A 16,374-nucleotide genomic window follows, 5' to 3' on the forward strand; every position below is an offset into this window, starting at 1 on the left:
GCCGGCCGTAAGCCGCGGAAGCGACACCCACATTACCCGGCCGTGGCCCGGTCCGGGCCCGGCACATCTCTATCAGTCGTTCCCCGCGGCCCCTCCCGCCCCGGCGGCAACACGTCCCGGGCCCTCTACGGGGCAGGGGCTGACGGCCGTCCGGGGCGGTCGGCCAGCGACCACCGGTACGGCTCAATCGTATAACCATGCAACGGAAAAGAGCCGCCCTTTCGGACGACTCAAACTGTAATGGGGCTATTTTAGCTACCCCAATATGCAGGATTGATTTTACTTGCGGCTCATCGAAGTCGCGGGCAGGGGGAGGGTGGCTAAAATAGCCTCGTCCCAAAAAGACTGCCTGCGCTTCATTTTGCTCGTTAGCCTTCCTTCCGAACTTTTTGCAGGTAGCGGTAGACGCTGGGCTCCGAGATGCCCAGCGCGGTGGCGGCGCAGGCCACGGCGCCCTTGAGCATAAACACCCCGTTGCCGTTGAGGTGGCGAATGACGTCCACGCGGTCGCTCTGACCAAGCGAAGCTACATCCAGCCCGCGCGCGCTCAGCAGCTCGGCAATACTGCGGTCGATGAGCTCCTGCGTAGACTCCGAAAGACTTTCGACCTCGATAGACGCGGGCTCCGACTGCCTTGGCACAGCGTCGAAGCAGGCCATGAGCTGCTGAGCCATGGCGTTGATGGAGCGTATCGTGGAAAGGTCGGTGTTGACGCAAAGCATGCCGACGATCTTGTTGTCCTCACGGATAAAGAACGTCGCCGACTCCAACGTCTTGCCACCGGCACCGCGCCCCTCGTAGCCCGTAATAAACGGCAGGTCGCGATACTTGGCGTCGTGCATGATCTTGAGCGCCAGATCGGTGGCGGGACCGCCGACCTTGCGGCCGCTCACGATGCCGTTGCGAATATCGACGATGGCGTGGTCGGGATCCGAGAAATCGTGCAGCACGATTTCGCTGTTTTTGCCGAGTATCTGCTCCAGGAAATCGACCATCGGCAAAAAACGACGTACGGTCTCGTTCACGGGCAACTCCTTTGGGTTCTATCGAAGTGTTCATAACAATTTTTTATCATGGTAACACGCTGCTCATCATCTCGTATATCCGCAGGTACATTGCGTAATACAGACGAACGGTAGGAATTTGGCGGTAAACGGTTGACCAAAAGAAAAGTTAGATGTTATTTTGACCAGACACTTTCCTGACCTGCGGAAATGCGTTATCTCAGCTGAAGAATAGTCTGATAACAAAAAATTATTATTGAGAATGAGAATCATCTTTAATACGATAAGCAACGAAGGCACAACCTCAACCCCGCACTGCGTCACAATAGAGCGTTAGATGCGAAAACAACTACTTCGAGGATTGGTGGTCAAATGACCCAGGAGACGGTTACGAACGGCACTGAAGCCCTGTTCACTCGCGAAGGCATGCCGCCCGTTAAGGAAATGATCCCGTGTGCCCTTCAGCACGTACTGGCATCGTTTGCCGGCATCATTACACCGGCGGTCATCATGGCCGGCGTCTACGGCTTTAATAGCCAGCAGAGCACCGACATCATTCAGGTTGCGCTCATTCTTTCGGCAATCGACACGGCCCTTCAGGCCTTCGCTCCCTTCCGTCGTATCGGCGGCGGCCTGCCCATCGTCATGGGCGTTTCGTTCGCGTTTCTGCCGGCCCTGCAGGCCATGGGCGCCTCGGGCTTTAGTTTTGGCGCGCTGCTGGGCGGCGAGATTGTCGGCGGTGCCGTCGCGGTCCTCTTTGGTCTGGCCTACAGCAAGATCAAGTGGCTGTTCCCGCCCGTCGTGACCGGTACGGTCATCTTCTCCATTGGCGTCTCTCTCTATCCCACGGCCGTTAAGTACATGGCCGGCGGTATGGGTACGCCGCTGTGGGGCACCCCTCAGGCATGGTGCGTCGCTCTTATCACCTTCGCCGTCGTCTTTGCGCTCGCCAACTTTGGCAAGGGCACGCTCAAGCTGGGCTCCGTATTCTTTGGCATGATCGTTGGCATGATCGTCTCCATCCCCTTTGGCATGATCGACTTCTCCAGCGTCGCCACCGCCCAGGTCTTCGCCCTTCCCAAGCTCATGCCCTACGCGCTCGAGTTTGATCCCGAGGTCTGCATTACCCTCGCCGTCGTGTTCCCCATGGTCGCCATCCAGGTTATCGGCGACGTCTCCGCTGCCTGCCTTGGTTCCATCGACCGTATGCCCACCGAGCGCGAGCTCTCCGGCGCTATCGTGTCTCAGGGCCTCACCTCTATGGTCGGCGGCCTGCTGGGCGGTCTTCCCACCAGCGCCCTTGGCCAGAACGTGGGCATCATCTGCTCCAACAAGGTCGTCAACAAGTGGGTCTTTGTGATCATCGCGGCCGTCTTTGCCATCGCCGGTCTGTTCCCGCAGCTCTCTGCCGTCCTTTCCGCTATCCCGCAGCCCGTCATCGGCGGCGCGACCGTCGGCGTCTTTGGCACCATCACCATGAACGGTGTGCGCATGTTCACCCGCGAGGGCCTCACGCAGCGCACCACCACCATCGTCGGCACCTCTGTTGTCTTTGGCCTGGGTATCTGGATGGCCAGCGGTTGCCTTGCCGGCGAGGGCATGCCCACCTGGGTGTCCACCGTCATCGGCTCCAACGCCGTGACCCCCACCGCCATCATGGCCATTGTCCTTAACCTGATCCTTCCGCAGACGCCGGTCGTGGCTCAGCACATCGATGCTGCCAAGGACGCTGCCGTGGATCTGGTCTTGCCCGAGAGCAAGAAGTAACCAATTCGGTGCTATTCGTCGGCGGGCGCATCGCCTCGTCCGCCGACGTCATGCGGTGCCAAGCCGCACTTCAAAGGGTTTGTCCCTTTGGTGAAGCGTTGACGGGAGAGGGCCCGTTTCCGGTGTAGGCCGGCGCTTCGCACTCCGCCATGTCAGAGGTGTCAAACCCCGCCCCTGATGTTGAAGGGAGCATTTATGCTTCTGGTCGCTAACGGTTCCGTCTTTACCCGCAATGCTCAGGCCCCGTTCATTCCAAACGGTGCGGTCGCCATTGACGGAGATACGATCGTCGAAGTAGGTCCCGAGTGCGAGCTCAAGGCCAAGTACCCGGATGCCGAGTACGTCGATGCCCGGGGCAACCTCATCATGCCCGGACTCATCAACTGCCACACCCACATCTACTCGGGTCTGGCCCGCGGCCTCGCCATTAAGGGCTGCAACCCCACCAACTTCCTGGAGAATCTTGAGCAGCAGTGGTGGAAGATCGACGACAACCTGACGCTCGACGGCACCAAGGCCAGCGCCTATGCCACGATTCTGGATTCCATCCGCGATGGCGTTACCACGATCTTCGATCACCACGCGAGCTTCTGCGAGATTCCGGGCAGCCTCTTTACCATTAAGGACGCCGCTCAGGAGCTTGGCATGCGTTCGTGCCTGTGCTACGAGGTCTCCGACCGCCGCGGTCAGGAAAAATGTGACCAGGCCATTGCCGAGAACGCCGAGTTTGCCCAGTGGGCCGCCAAGGAGCGTCGCGATAACGACAACCACATGATCGCCGCAATGTTTGGCGGTCACGCCACCTTTACGCTGTCGGACGAGACCATGGATAAGATGGCCGAGGCCAACAACGGCCTGACCGGTTTCCACATCCACGTGTGCGAGGGCATGAATGACGTGTGGGACTCCCGCCTCAACCGCGGCGGCATCAGCCCCGTCGAGCGCCTGCTGCAGCACAACCTGCTCGGTCCCGACACCATGCTGGGTCACTGCATCCACGTGACGCCTGCCGAGATGGATATCGTCAAGGAGTCCGGCACCTGGCTGGTTAACAACCCCGAATCCAATATGGGCAACGCCGTGGGCTGCGCCCCCGTGCTCGAGTTCTTCCGCCGCGGCATCCCCGTGTGCATGGGCACCGACGCCTACACCCACGATATGCTCGAGAGCCTTAAGGTCTTCCTGATCATTCAGCGCCACAACGCCGCCATGCCCAACGTGGGCTGGTGCGAGGCCATGACGATGCTGTTTGAGAACAACGCCAAGATGGCGAGCAAGTACTTCGATCGCAAGCTCGGTGTGCTTGAGCCCGGCGCTGCCGCCGACGTCATCGTCATGGACTACAAGCCCTTTACGCCGCTGAGCGAGGAGAACATCGACGGCCACATGCTCTTTGGCATGATGGGCAAAAACTGCCGTACCACCATCATCAACGGCCGCGTCTTGTACAAGGATCGCGAGTTTGTCGGTATCGATGAGGACAAGATCAACGCGTGGACCATGGCCGAGTCCAAGAAGCTCTGGAGCACGCTCAACGATCGCGCCTACTAATTACAAGTAGATTCGCGCGCGTCGGATGTTTCGCCGCATCCGACGCGCGTATAGGCGACCTCCGCGGGGTCGCCGGCGCTGTGCTAGCGCTACACCGTATTTGCGCCCGCCGCGCGGTCTCGCCGGGCGTTACAGAGAGGAGCTCATTATGAGCGACATCATGAGGCCGATCCCGTTTTCGCAGCTGATGAACTGGATCATCGAGGAGCACAAGACCCAGGGCGCCGTCTTTGGCGTGCGCAAGATGGTCACGACCAACCAGGAGGGCGCGCTTCCCATTTTTGACGAGCGCATCGAGACTCCGTTTGGCCCGGCCGCCGGCCCCAACACGCAGCTGGCCCAGAACATCGTGGCATCCTACGTGGCCGGTTCCCGCTTCTTTGAGCTCAAGACCGTTCAGGTTATGGACGGCGAGGAGCTCTCCAAGTGTGTGAACAAGCCCTGCATCGTGGCGCAGGACGAGTGCTACAACTGCGAGTGGTCGACCGAGCTCGAGGTTCCGCAGGCCTTTGCCGAGTACGTGAAGGCATGGTTTGCCTGCCACCTGATCGCTCGCGAGTACGGCCTGGGCAGCCCGGATGGTTTTGTCTTCAACATGTCCGTGGGTTATGACCTCGAGGGCATCAAGAGCCCCAAGGTCGATGCGTACATTGAGGGCATGAAGGACGCTAGCGGCTCCGAGGTTTGGAACGAGTGCCGCACGTGGGCGCTCGCTAACCTGGACAAGTTTGAGCATGTCGACGCCGCGTTTGTCGAGTCCATCCCGGCACGCGTTTCCAACTCCATCACCGAGTCCACCCTGCATGGCTGCCCGCCGGCGGAGATCGAGCGCATCGCGACCTATCTGATTACCGAGAAGGGTCTCAACACCTACATCAAGTGCAACCCCACGCTGCTGGGCTATGAGTTTGCCCGCCAGCGCCTCAACGAGCTGGGCTTTGACTACATCGTCTTCGATGACACGCACTTCCGCGAGGACCTGCAGTGGGCCGATGCCGTGCCTATGTTCGAGCGCCTGATTGCCCTGTGCGCCGAGCGCGGCCTGGAGTTTGGCGTCAAGCTGACCAACACGTTCCCCGTCGACGTGACGAGGAACGAGCTGCCCTCCACCGAGATGTACATGTCCGGCCGTTCGCTGTTCTCGCTGACCATCGAGGCTGCCCGCCGCATTACCGAGCAGTTTGACGGCAAGCTGCGCATAAGCTACTCCGGCGGTGCCACGGTCTACAACATCCGCGCCCTGTACGATGCCGGCATTTGGCCCGTCACCCTGGCGACCGACGTGCTCAAGCCCGGTGGCTACGAGCGCTTTAGCCAGATGGCCGGCGAGTTTACCGACCTGGATGGCAAGCCGTTCGCGGGCGTCTCGCTCGAGGCTGTGACCGCGATCCAGACCGACTCGCTCACCAACCCGCTCTACAAGAAGCCGCTGCGCCCGCTACCCGACCGCAAGGTTGCCGGCAAGAGCCCGCTTTCCGACTGCTTTACCACGCCGTGCCGCACGAGCTGCCCCATCCAGCAGGATATTCCCGCCTACTTGGCGGCTGTTGACGAGGGCCGCTACGAGGACGCGCTCAACATCATCATCGAGCGCAACGCCCTGCCGTTCATTACCGGCACTATCTGCCCGCATCCCTGCGGCCGTGCCTGCGAGCGTGCGTTCTACGAGCCCGAGGGCGCCCAGATCCGCGCCAGCAAGCTCAAGGCCGCCCGCGAGGCCATGACCGCCGTGCTGCCCAAGCTGCGCGCCCAGGCCATCGCCAACGACGGCGAGCGCAACGTTGCCGTTATCGGCGGCGGCCCGGCCGGCCTGGCGACGGCGTTCTTCCTGACGCGCGCTGGCGTGCCCGTCACCATCTTCGAGGCCCGCGATTCGCTCGGCGGCGTGGTCCGTCACGTCATCCCCGAGTTCCGCATTGCGAGCGATGACATCTCCCACGATGCCGAGCTCTGCCTGGCCTTTGGTGCCAAGGTGCAGCTCAATGCCCGCGTGGAGTCCATTGACGAGCTCAAGGCCCAGGGCTTTACCGACGTGGTCGTGGCCACCGGCGCCTGGATGCCCGGCTCTGCGGGCCTGGGCGAGGATGCCGAGCTCGACGTGCTGGAGTTCCTCGAGGCCGCCAAGAGGGGCGAGAAGCTCGAGCTGGGCGAGGACGTCGTGGTCATTGGCGCCGGCAACACCGCCATGGATGCGGCTCGCGTGGCCAAGCGCCTGGCTGGCGTGAAGAACGTGCACCTGGTGTATCGCCGCACCAAGAAGCAGATGCCCGCCGACGAGGAAGAGCTTGATCTTGCTCTTGCCGATGGTGTTGAGTTCTGCGAGCTGCTGACCCCCAAGGCGCTTAACGGCGCCGTGCTGACCTGCGACGTCATGGAGCTTGGCGAGCCGGATGCAAGCGGCCGTCGCAGCCCCGTCGCCACGGGCGAGACCGTCGAGCTTTCCGCCACCACGGTGATCTGCGCCGTGGGCGAGGGCATCGATGCCAGCCTGTACGATGCCGCGGGCGTTGAGCACGACCGTCGCGGCCGCCTTGCCGCCACCTCCACTGGCGTCGAGGGCGTCTGGGCTGCCGGCGACTGCCGTCGCGGTCCTGCCACCGTGGTCGAGGCTATCGCCGATGCTGCCGAGGTCGCCCGTGCCATCGCCGGTGTGGACTTTAACAAGTACGCCGACCAGAATGCTCAGGCCGGTCGCGAGGACACCTGCTACGAGCGCAAGGGGTCGCTGTGCCGCGACAAGCGCAACTGCACCAAAACCCGCTGCCTGGGCTGCGGCTCGGTGTGCGAGGTCTGCTGCGATGTGTGCCCCAACCGCGCCAACGTTGCCATTAAGGTGCCGGGTCTCGCCAAGCATCAGGTCGTCCACGTCGACGGCATGTGCAACGAGTGCGGCAACTGCGCTGTGTTCTGCCCCTACCAGGAGGGCCGTCCCTACAAGGACAAGCTCACCCTGTTCTGGAGCGAGCAGGACATGGAGAACTCCGAGAACGAGGGCTTCCTGGCTGTGGACGAGGACCACTTTAAGGTCCGCGTCGCCGGCACGGTCCGCACCGTCTCGGTCGATGCCGTCAACACCGGCCTTCCCGAGGCCGTCCGCCTGACCATCAGGGCTGTGCGCGACAACTATCCGTATCTCCTTAAGAAATAGGCGAGTCTCTTATGGCCAAATCCATTCAACATAACGTGGCCTACGTTGCCTGCGGAAGCGGTTGCGCCTCCGCAGGCGGCGACGCCCGCTGCAGCGAAGGCTGCATTGGCTGTGGCGCCTGCGTCACGGCCTGCCCCCACGGCGCCATTGCGCTGGTCGATGGCATCGCCCGCGTGGACCGCTCCAAGTGCACGGGCTGTGGCCTGTGCGGCGTGGCGTGCCCGCAGCGCGTGATTGCCTTCGTCCCCGGCTACCAGAACATTCTGGTGCGCTGCAACAACACCGATAAGGGTGCCATTGCGCGCAAGGTCTGCGACACGAGCTGTATCGGTTGCGGTATGTGCGCCAAAAAGTGCCCTGCCGGCGCTATCCGCATCGAGGACAACTGCGCCCATATCGACGGCGTGGACTGCCTGTCGTGCGGCATGTGCGCCGTCGTCTGCCCGCATGGCGCCATCCACGACCGCACCGGCATCGCCGCCGGCGTGTAGAAGGGAATCACCATGGCACAGGAATTCACTTTTACCGTTAACGGTGTCGAGCACACGACGACGGAGAATAAACCACTGCTGCGCTATCTGCGCGACGACCTGCACATTCACTCCGCCAAGGACGGCTGCTCCGAGGGCGCCTGCGGCACCTGCACCATCCATGTGGACGGTGCGGCCGTCAAGGCGTGCGTACTGACCACTGCTCTTGCCGCCGGCCGTAACATCGTGACCGTCGAGGGCCTGCCCGAGGACGTGCGCGAGGCCTTTGTGTACGCCTTTGGCGCCGTGGGCGCCGTGCAGTGCGGTTTTTGCATCCCCGGCATGGTCATGGCGGGTGCAGCGCTGATCGCCGAGGACCCCGAGCCCACCGAGGAGCAGATCAAGTACGCCATCCGTGGCAATGTCTGCCGCTGCACCGGCTACAAAAAGATTATCGAGGGCATTTCGCTGGCGGCTGCGGTGCTCCGTGGCGAAAAGCAGATCGACGAGGATTTGGAGTGCGGCGACGACTACGGCGTGGGCAAGCGCGCCTTCCGCATCGACGTGCGCAAGAAGGTGCTCGGCGAGGGCAAGTATCCCGACGACATCGACGAGCTCGATCAGCCGGGTCTGACCTATGCCAGCGCCGTGCGCTCCAAGTACCCGCGCGCCCGTGTGCTCTCCATCGATACTTCCAAGGCCGAGGCCCTGCCCGGCGTGGTGGGCATCCTGCGCGCCGAGGACGTGCCGGTCAACCAGGTCGGCCACCTTATCCAGGACTGGGACGTCATGATCGCCCAGGGCGATATCACCCGCTGCGTGGGTGACGCTATCGTGCTGGTGGTTGCCGAGGACGAAGCGACGCTCGAAAAGGCCAAGAAGCTCGTAAAGATCGATTACGAGCCGCTGGAGCCCGTGCGCAACATTGTCGAGGCCAGGGCTGCCGACGCCCCACGCCTGCACGACAGCTTCTTTGCCTTTGGCAACACGGTGGAGCTCAAGGACAATGTGTGTCAGAGCCGTCACGTGACGCGCGGCGACGCCGCCAAGGCGCTGGCGGAGAGCGCATTCACCGTGACGCAGCGCTTTACCACGCCCTTTACCGAGCATGCCTTCTTGGAGCCCGAGTGCGCCGTGGCGTTCCCGTATAAGAACGGCGTCAAGGTGCAGTCGACCGACCAGGGCGCCTACGACACGCGCAAAGAGTGCGCTCACATGTTTGGCTGGGATAGCGAGCCCGAGCGCGTGGTCGTCGAGACCATGCTCGTGGGTGGCGGCTTTGGCGGCAAGGAGGACGTGTCCATCCAGCACTTGGCCGCGCTCGCCGCATATAAGTTCCAGCGTCCTGTGAAGTGTAAGCTCACGCGTGCCGAGTCGCTCGCTTTCCATCCCAAGCGTCACGCCATGGACGGCACCTTTACACTGGGCTGCGACGCCGAGGGCAACTTTACCGGCCTGGATTGCGAGATCAACTTTGATACCGGCGCCTACGCGTCGCTGTGCGGCCCGGTGCTCGAGCGCGCCTGTACGCATGCCGTCGGCCCCTACAAGTACCAGAACACCGACATTCGCGGCTTTGGCTACTACACCAACAACCCGCCCGCCGGTGCGTACCGCGGCTTTGGCGTTTGCCAGTCCGAGTTTGCGCTCGAGAGCCTGATCGACCTGCTGGCCGAGAAGGTCGGCCTGGATCCGTGGGAGATCCGCTACCGTAACGCCATCGAGCCGGGCGAGGTTTTGCCCAACGGCCAGATTGCCGATTGCTCCACGGCACTGAAGGAGACGCTGCTCGAGGTCAAGGATGCCTACTACGCGCATCCCGGACACGCCGGTATCGCCTGCGCCATGAAGAACGCCGGCGTGGGCGTTGGCCTGCCCGATGCCGGCCGCTGCAAGATTCGCATCGAGGACGGCGTGGCTGTGGTCTATGCCGCTACGTCCGACATCGGCCAGGGCTGCAACACGGTCTTTTTGCAGGACGTTGCCGAGGCCTGCGGTCTGCCGCTGAGCTGCATTGCCAATGGCGAGTGCTCCACCGAGAACGCTCCCGACTCCGGCACCACGTCTGGCTCGCGTCAGACGGTCGTGACCGGCGAGGCCGTGCGCGGTGCCGCCTTCCTGCTGCGCGATGCCATGCTTGGCATCGAGGCCGGCAAGCCTGCGCCCACCGCTCCCGTGAGTGCGCATGGCGACGGCGTCAAGATCGAGTACGACGACGGCCGCGCCTACCAGCTTCGAACGCAGGAGCTCGTCGCCGGCCAAGGTATGCATCCTCAGGATCCCACGGCCGCCATCAAGGCGCTCGAGGGATGCGAGTTTGGCTACGTGTACCTGGAGCCGACCGACAAGCTGGGCGCCGACGTTCCCAACCCCAAGAGCCACATCTGCTACGGCTTTGCCACGCATGTGGTCATTTTGGATGATGACGGCCGCGTGAGCGAGGTCTATGCCGCGCACGATTCCGGCAAGGTGGTCAACCCCATCTCCATTCAGGGTCAGATCGAAGGCGGAGTGCTCATGGGTATGGGCTATGCGCTTACCGAGGACTGGCCGCTCAAGGACTGTGTGCCCCAGGCAAGGTACGGTACGCTCGGGTTGTTCCGTGCGCCCGAGATTCCGGATATCCATGCCATCTACGTGGAGAAGGACGAGCTGCTGCCCGTGGCATACGGCGGCAAGGGCATTGGCGAGATCGCAACGATCCCCACGGCGCCCGCCGTGCAGAACGCCTATCGCGCATTCGACGGCAAGCTGCGTCCCGATCTGCCCATGGTGGATACGCCATACAGCCGCGTCCGTCGCCGCGGGTAGGGTAGGGTGCGGACAGCCATTGCTGACGAGCTGTTCGCGCTCAACATCAACTGTATATGCTGCGCCTTTGGCCCCAGCTCCATCGCGAGCCGGGGCCTTTTGTTTGGAGCGCCTCCGCATACGGAAACTGTGTCCCGGAATCCAGCTTCGGAACGGGATGAACTTTCCCAACGGGGCCGCATGCGGAAACTGCGTCCCGGAATCGTGCCTCAGAATGGGATGTGTTTTCCGCTGGCCGGCCGTTTGGAAACCGCATCCCAGTTTGAGCGTTTATTCCGGGATGCGGTTTCCGCTGAAGGACTCAACCGGAAAGCCTGTCCCGTTCCGAGGCTGGATTCCGGGACACGCTTTCCGCCAGGCCCGCCATCCGGAAAGCGCATCCCGTTTTGAGTGTCCAGGCTGGGACGCGCTTTCCGTTGGCGTGGCCGTTGGGAAAACGCGGCCCAGATAGGGGGGATGCGATTCGGCGATGCGTGGCCTAGCAGCTCCTACAGGTCCACCTCGTTGAGCCATGTCGGCAGCGCGGTCTGCCGGATGCCTGCCGTCTGTAGCTTTTTGGCGAGCACTCCTGCCGAGCGGACCTCGCTGATGGTAAAGCGCAGCAGAGGGTGACCGTAGAGCGATAGATGCGCCTCGCGCTGTCGTTCGGCAACGAGCGCCTCGGCGGTGGTGCGTCCGGCCAGCATAGTCTGGTCGGTATATTTGATGAGCCCGTCGAGCTCGCCCAGCGTGAGTTCCCGCGCCTGGCGCTCCCAGGCAAAGTCCGTTCGTATGGGCTTGGCCGAATCGAAGGGGTCCGTCAGCTCGTATTGAAGCCAGTCGGGCGCAAAGCCCGTCTCGATCATGATGGCTCGGGCGACCGATTCCCCGCCGCTCTCGGCGCGGGCGTCGGCATATCGAAGCGTTGTGAGGGCGGTGCGAATCGCGCGACCATTGCGGGCAGTCGCTCGTTGCTCAACGGCCTCCATCAGCTGTTCCGGCGCAAGGCCGAGCTTTGAGATCGCCGAATCGGCAATGGGCATGCCGTCGGCAAAACCAGTTTGCAGCAGGCAATCTGTGGCCGTTTGGATGGGCGGCGTTACCGATATGCCGGCTCTGCGTATTGCTCCGGCCGGCTCAATCTGGTGTCGCTGAATATGTGCGCCCGGACGAGCCGACGGCTTTGTCGAGCTGCAAACATGCACGACGTTCAGGTGTCGCCACGAGACCTCGAGCCCCAGCAGACAGGCGGCCGAAAACGAGCAGAACGTCCAATCGGGATGGATGATCGCAAGGGCGCGGATAATCTCGCAATGGCGTTGCGCTCGGTTGAGTTCATCCCAGCGCGTTTTTCGCGCAAACAACCCCGGCATGGGCGAGACAACCGTGCCGCCGGCGCGCCGAAGGAGCGCTTTTCGGATCGCCGTGCTCGGGGGAATCAGGCAGCGCCCCTCTTGTTCGGCTTGAGTGAGCAGTTGGTCGATGAGCTGGTCATTGCAATGGGTCATGAGCTACCGCCTCCTTTTGGGTAGCAAAAACGTATCAGCTGGAACTTGCCGCTCAGCTGACCAAAAGCTGACCAAAATCTAACCATGCAGGTAGATGACCTGCTTTTGGCGACATATTTCTTGTTTGAATCGGTGGGCGGTAATCGGCGACCGTGAACGGTAACTGGATATGAAGTCTTGGTAAGTTTCGGGACGTGTACTTTTTGAAAAAGAGCATTCTATCTGCTGTTTTGTGTTTCTGGATCGCATATTTGAAGGCATGTGATAAGGGCGGCGGACTGTCGCCTTGTATCTGCGGAAACTGTGACCCGGAATTGCCGCTCGGAACGGGACAAGCTTTCCGGAACAGCCCTCAACCGGAAACTGCGTCCCGGATTCGACGCTCAGAATGGGATTCGCTTTCCGGTAGAAGTTTCAGCGGAAACCGCATCCCAGAATTCAGGCTCAGAACGGGACACGCTTTCCGGATGGCATGCTTGGCGGAAACTACGGCCCAGTTTTTGGCTCCAGAACGGGATACATTTTTCGGAACGGTCCACGTGCGGGGGTGTACCGCCCCTTTTGCGTGCGCCGCTTGTCGAATTGCGTTATAGCTAGCTATATTATAGGAAGGTATAATATAGCTAGCTATAACGCAAAGGAAGGATGGCCCTATGTTTATCGGAAGAACAGTGGAAATGTCCGAGCTCAATCGACTGTATGGCACGGGCTCCTTTGAAATGCCTGTGATTTACGGCCGCCGTCGCGTGGGTAAAACGCGTCTTATCACAGAGTTTATCCAAGGCAAGAAGGCTATTTACTTTCAAGCTCGTCGTACCAATGCAGTGGCAAACCTGCACGGCTTTAGCCAGGCGATACTTGCGGGTTCGGTTGGTGCTGCAGGTGTGTCGTTTCGTAGTTTTGACGAGGCGTTCGATGCGTTGGCCACCATGGCTCGCACGGAACGTTTGATTGTCGTGATTGACGAGTATCCCTATCTCGCCCAATCGAATCCCGAGATCAGCTCGTTGCTGCAAGACAAGATCGATCACTTGTACAAAGAGACCAAGCTCATGCTTATCCTGTGCGGGTCGTCGCTTTCGTTCATGGAAGAGCAGGTGCTGGGCTACGAGAGTCCGCTATACGGTAGGCGTACGGCCCAGTTTAAGATCATGCCGCTGGATTTTACGACGACCCTCGGCTTGTGGCAGAGCATGGGTCGCGAAGACGCTGCGGTTTGCTATGGCATGACGGGCGGCATTCCTGCATATATCGAGAAAGTCGATCCTACCGTATCGCTCGAGGACAACATCAAACGTCTTTTTCTTACTCCTACGGGCTATCTCTTTGAGGAGCCGAGTAACCTGCTATTGCAAGAGTGCCGCAATCCCGAGCAATATGATGCGATCGTGCAAGCAATTGCCCAGGGGCGCTCGAAGATCTCAGAGATTGCGAGCTCTATGGGAATCCCTGCGAGCAACGTAAAGAGCTATGTGGATAAGCTGGCGTCGCTTGGGATTGTCGAGCGCGAGCTGCCCCTAAACGAGACGAGCAATAAGCGAGCCGTGTATCTGCTGAGCGACCAGATGTTTAGGTTCTGGTACAAGTTTGTGCCGCAGAACATTGGGCTGATTCAAAACGATATGGCCGAGATGGCGTATAGGCGCATTGAGCCGCACGTATCGGATTACATGGGTACGGTCTTTGAGCTTATATGCAGACAATACGTGTACGAACTCGCACGCGCGGGCGAACTTGGTGTGGTGCCGGCAACAGTTGGCCGTTGGTGGGGAACGGACAATCGGATGCGTACGCAGGAAGAGATCGATTTGATTGTCGACGACGGAGAGGGCGCGGCGCTCTTTGCGGAGTGCAAATGGCGTAACGAACCGGCAGGCGAGGATGTTCTGGAAAAGCTCGTGTACCGAAGCGAGCTCTTTAGGCGTCAGCATAAAAGCTACGTGATCTTCTCGAAGCGTGGCTTTACGCAAGGATGTCAGGAAGCTGCGGCGAGCAGGGGAGATACCAAGCTGATTTCGTTTGCCGAGATGTGCGAGCGGAGATAACCAAGCGCGCTCTGATGTGATTGCTCGGAATGGGTCGCGCTAAGGATGCCAAGCGTAAAACCTACAATGAAAATGGCGTAAAAACTACATTGAGAACGGCGTAAAAACAGCATTGAGAATGGCGTAATTTCGTATATCGCATGATCGCCCGAGCTTGCACACGGCCTTTTGCGAGCTCTTGCCATGAACGAGAGCCAGGCTGTCACGTACAAGACGCTCATAAAGGACGCCTCGTACGGTGAGACGGGCCCCGACGAGAGGACCATCGCTGCGCACCTGGATCTCTTCAACAGGCTCAAGCTGACCGAGGACCTGTGCGGATGGGAGCCATCGAGGTCAAGCTGAGTGATGCGAAAGCAGACGATGGAGCGAGAAATCTCAAGGCGCTGGAGAGGAAAGTGCTCTCCAATCCTGCCGCCCAGAATGCCGCGCCGGCGTTTTTGGCGGTCGTGGTTGGAAAGGGGAGCATTGCCTACACACGCGACGACGGCGTGGCGGTGATCCCCATGGCGGCACTTGGGGCGTAGTGGTTTTGCGGGCGTGCCGTGCTTCCTTTACCGAAAATCCATTTGGTAAACCAGATGCTCGCGGATAGAATAAAGTTGACGGCAGCCCAAGTTCTGGAGAGCTGGGAAACGCCGTTGCTTGGTCAAGAGGTCGGTGCCTTAATGGCAGCGACTTGTTATGCTTCGAATGCTGCTTGAGTGCCTCGGAAAGTTCGATAAGCGCCGTGAAGAGCGAGACCAAAGCAACCAAGAGCTCTACGAGCTCTGATGGGCCCGGGATGACCTCTGATTCAAGTCACCGGGCCTCAATCTTTTTCATCCATTTGAATAGAGCGGGCGACTCTCTTGGGGCCATCTGCATGGCGCGTGCCTGGCGCGCGTGGCACAGCATCCCATTTTTGTGTCCGCACGGGTGGCTACGCTTACCGCAACGTAGCCATTCGTGGAAAGGACGGATGTCATGGCAACGGATAAGACCGGTTATGTGAGCGTTGGCGCCGAGATAGAGGACGAGGTTATGCCCGACCGCGTGATCTTTAGCATTGGCTTTGGTGGTCGCCGCACCACCAAGGAATCGTGCCTGGAGGATTACAACACCGATCGCGCCCGCGTAGCCGCCGCGCTGGCGCCCTTTGGTTTGGATAGCGAATTAACATGCTGTCGGTACACTTGTTATGCGCAGATGACGCGCAAGAAGGCGACGATTGTGGGCTACAACTACTATGCGTACGGTACGGTTGCCGCGCCTGTCGATTCGACTGACTTTGCTGCTGTGTGGACCGCACTCAATACCTGCGAGTCACATGCCGACATGAGCATTCGATTTGAGTTGGCGGATCAGCGCGCGGCGGAAGACGCCCTGATTGCCCGTGCGGTTGAACGTGCTCGCGGCAACGCGCAGGCACTTGCCGTTGCGGCGGGGTCTATGCTGGGCGGCGTCAAGCATATCTCGTATAACAGTCGGGCGGCGGGCTATGGTCGAACATACTGTGTTGCCGCGTGTGCTCCCGATGGGGCGTCCGGAGGCTCCGAGGAGACGGTGCTGGAGCCAGAGCCTATCGAGGTCGAGTGCTCCGTGGATATGGAATGGTGGCTGGAGTAGGAAGCAGGTGCTGAGCGGCTGAGGGACCGAGGCTTCGCTACCGAAAAAACCATTTGTTAAACTCAATGTCCGTGGGTAGAATAAGGTCGACGGCAGCCCAAGTTGTGGATAGCTGGGCAGCGCCGTTACTTCGATTAAGGGGTCAATGCCTTAACGGCGTCGACCCCTCTTCTTTTGCTTCGTACGCTGCTTAAGTGCCTCGGAAAGTCCGATAAGCGCCGTGAGGAGCGAGACCAAAGCGGTCAGGAGCTTCACGAAATCAATCAGATCGGTCATGGGCATCACCTCCCGTCGCATGGAGGGCGCTGCCCGGCACATGGAACTGCCGTCAACAACTGCCATTCAATCAAAGCGCGGTCATAAATACGAATATATGTTCGATAATAACAGCAACGTGATTCCCTCGAATAGCAGCCTTTCGTAAGGGCGGCAGAAGACGGCGCTGGGCGATTGGGGCTAGACGCGCAGGTCTTCGTCACCGAA

At 60.6% G+C, this 16,374-nt stretch carries 12 protein-coding genes; 9 read left to right on the forward strand and 3 right to left on the reverse strand.

Translation table 11 applies throughout. The features are described 5' to 3' along the window. Window positions 1-368: 368 nt before the first annotated feature. A complete protein-coding gene (locus I2E45_RS06700; protein ID WP_271742268.1) occupies window positions 369-1,025 on the reverse strand; it encodes a helix-turn-helix transcriptional regulator in 657 nt (218 codons plus the stop codon). Between the two features lie 351 nt (window positions 1,026-1,376). Between I2E45_RS06700 and I2E45_RS06705 the strand changes: the two genes are divergently transcribed. The 5 genes from I2E45_RS06705 to xdh all read left to right on the forward strand — a co-directional run bounded on the left by I2E45_RS06705 (window position 1,377) and on the right by xdh (window position 10,751). Beyond that, window positions 1,377-2,771 carry a uracil-xanthine permease family protein gene (locus I2E45_RS06705; protein ID WP_035137475.1) on the forward strand — a complete coding sequence of 465 codons (1,395 nt, stop codon included), beginning with the start codon at window positions 1,377-1,379 and terminating at the stop codon, window positions 2,769-2,771. 195 nt (window positions 2,772-2,966) lie between these two features. Next, window positions 2,967-4,322 (forward strand): putative aminohydrolase SsnA, encoded by a 1,356-nt coding sequence (gene ssnA / locus I2E45_RS06710; protein WP_195445178.1) that lies wholly within the window; start codon window positions 2,967-2,969, stop codon window positions 4,320-4,322. Window positions 4,323-4,470: 148 nt separating this feature from the next. Further along, window positions 4,471-7,470, forward strand: a complete 3,000-nt coding sequence (ygfK, locus tag I2E45_RS06715; RefSeq protein ID WP_195445180.1) for a putative selenate reductase subunit YgfK — start codon at window positions 4,471-4,473, stop codon at window positions 7,468-7,470. An 11-nt stretch (window positions 7,471-7,481) separates the two neighbouring features. Beyond that, window positions 7,482-7,961: a 4Fe-4S binding protein gene (locus tag I2E45_RS06720; protein WP_195247110.1), complete on the forward strand. Its 480-nt coding sequence runs from the start codon at window positions 7,482-7,484 to the stop codon at window positions 7,959-7,961. A 12-nt stretch (window positions 7,962-7,973) separates the two neighbouring features. Further along, the gene (gene xdh, locus I2E45_RS06725; protein ID WP_195445183.1) at window positions 7,974-10,751 is read left to right on the forward strand and encodes a selenium-dependent xanthine dehydrogenase; all 2,778 of its coding nucleotides are present in this window, start codon (window positions 7,974-7,976) and stop codon (window positions 10,749-10,751) included. Window positions 10,752-11,239: 488 nt separating this feature from the next. Here xdh and I2E45_RS06730 read toward each other — a convergent pair whose 3' ends face one another. After that, window positions 11,240-12,238, reverse strand: a complete 999-nt coding sequence (locus I2E45_RS06730) for a hypothetical protein (RefSeq protein ID WP_195445185.1) — start codon at window positions 12,236-12,238, stop codon at window positions 11,240-11,242. Between the two features lie 653 nt (window positions 12,239-12,891). On the opposite strand from I2E45_RS06730, the gene I2E45_RS06735 reads away from it, so the two are divergent. The 4 genes from I2E45_RS06735 to I2E45_RS06750 all read left to right on the forward strand — a co-directional run bounded on the left by I2E45_RS06735 (window position 12,892) and on the right by I2E45_RS06750 (window position 15,891). Continuing rightward, on the forward strand, window positions 12,892-14,283 hold the full coding sequence (locus I2E45_RS06735; RefSeq protein WP_195445186.1) for an ATP-binding protein: 1,392 nt from the start codon (window positions 12,892-12,894) through the stop codon (window positions 14,281-14,283). A gap of 183 nt (window positions 14,284-14,466) precedes the next feature. Next, entirely contained in the window at window positions 14,467-14,628 is a 162-nt protein-coding gene (locus tag I2E45_RS06740) for a hypothetical protein (RefSeq protein ID WP_161144910.1), read from the forward strand. Then, window positions 14,604-14,810: a hypothetical protein gene (locus I2E45_RS06745; protein WP_117734342.1), complete on the forward strand. Its 207-nt coding sequence runs from the start codon at window positions 14,604-14,606 to the stop codon at window positions 14,808-14,810. Before I2E45_RS06740 ends, I2E45_RS06745 begins: the two co-directional genes overlap by 25 nt. A gap of 439 nt (window positions 14,811-15,249) precedes the next feature. Continuing rightward, the gene (locus I2E45_RS06750) at window positions 15,250-15,891 is read left to right on the forward strand and encodes an SIMPL domain-containing protein (protein ID WP_117747059.1); all 642 of its coding nucleotides are present in this window, start codon (window positions 15,250-15,252) and stop codon (window positions 15,889-15,891) included. 150 nt (window positions 15,892-16,041) lie between these two features. Here I2E45_RS06750 and I2E45_RS10500 read toward each other — a convergent pair whose 3' ends face one another. Next, entirely contained in the window at window positions 16,042-16,167 is a 126-nt protein-coding gene (locus tag I2E45_RS10500; RefSeq protein WP_255412934.1) for a hypothetical protein, read from the reverse strand. Between the last annotated feature and the right edge of the window lie 207 nt (window positions 16,168-16,374).

Source organism: Collinsella aerofaciens, assembly GCF_015555045.1.
Taxonomy (GTDB): domain Bacteria; phylum Actinomycetota; class Coriobacteriia; order Coriobacteriales; family Coriobacteriaceae; genus Collinsella; species Collinsella aerofaciens_W.

What these genes read in the sequence shown, in the direction of transcription:
- I2E45_RS06705 (WP_035137475.1), top strand. Translation starts at nt 1,377, where the DNA reads ATGACCCAGGAGACGGTTACGAACGGCACTGAAGCCCTGTTCACTCGC.
- ssnA (WP_195445178.1), top strand. Translation starts at nt 2,967, where the DNA reads ATGCTTCTGGTCGCTAACGGTTCCGTCTTTACCCGCAATGCTCAGGCC.
- ygfK (WP_195445180.1), top strand. Translation starts at nt 4,471, where the DNA reads ATGAGCGACATCATGAGGCCGATCCCGTTTTCGCAGCTGATGAACTGG.
- I2E45_RS06720 (WP_195247110.1), top strand. Translation starts at nt 7,482, where the DNA reads ATGGCCAAATCCATTCAACATAACGTGGCCTACGTTGCCTGCGGAAGC.
- xdh (WP_195445183.1), top strand. Translation starts at nt 7,974, where the DNA reads ATGGCACAGGAATTCACTTTTACCGTTAACGGTGTCGAGCACACGACG.
- I2E45_RS06730 (WP_195445185.1), bottom strand. Translation starts at nt 12,238, where the DNA reads ATGACCCATTGCAATGACCAGCTCATCGACCAACTGCTCACTCAAGCC.
- I2E45_RS06735 (WP_195445186.1), top strand. Translation starts at nt 12,892, where the DNA reads ATGTTTATCGGAAGAACAGTGGAAATGTCCGAGCTCAATCGACTGTAT.
- I2E45_RS06740 (WP_161144910.1), top strand. Translation starts at nt 14,467, where the DNA reads ATGAACGAGAGCCAGGCTGTCACGTACAAGACGCTCATAAAGGACGCC.
- I2E45_RS06745 (WP_117734342.1), top strand. Translation starts at nt 14,604, where the DNA reads ATGGGAGCCATCGAGGTCAAGCTGAGTGATGCGAAAGCAGACGATGGA.
- I2E45_RS06750 (WP_117747059.1), top strand. Translation starts at nt 15,250, where the DNA reads ATGGCAACGGATAAGACCGGTTATGTGAGCGTTGGCGCCGAGATAGAG.
- I2E45_RS10500 (WP_255412934.1), bottom strand. Translation starts at nt 16,167, where the DNA reads ATGACCGATCTGATTGATTTCGTGAAGCTCCTGACCGCTTTGGTCTCG.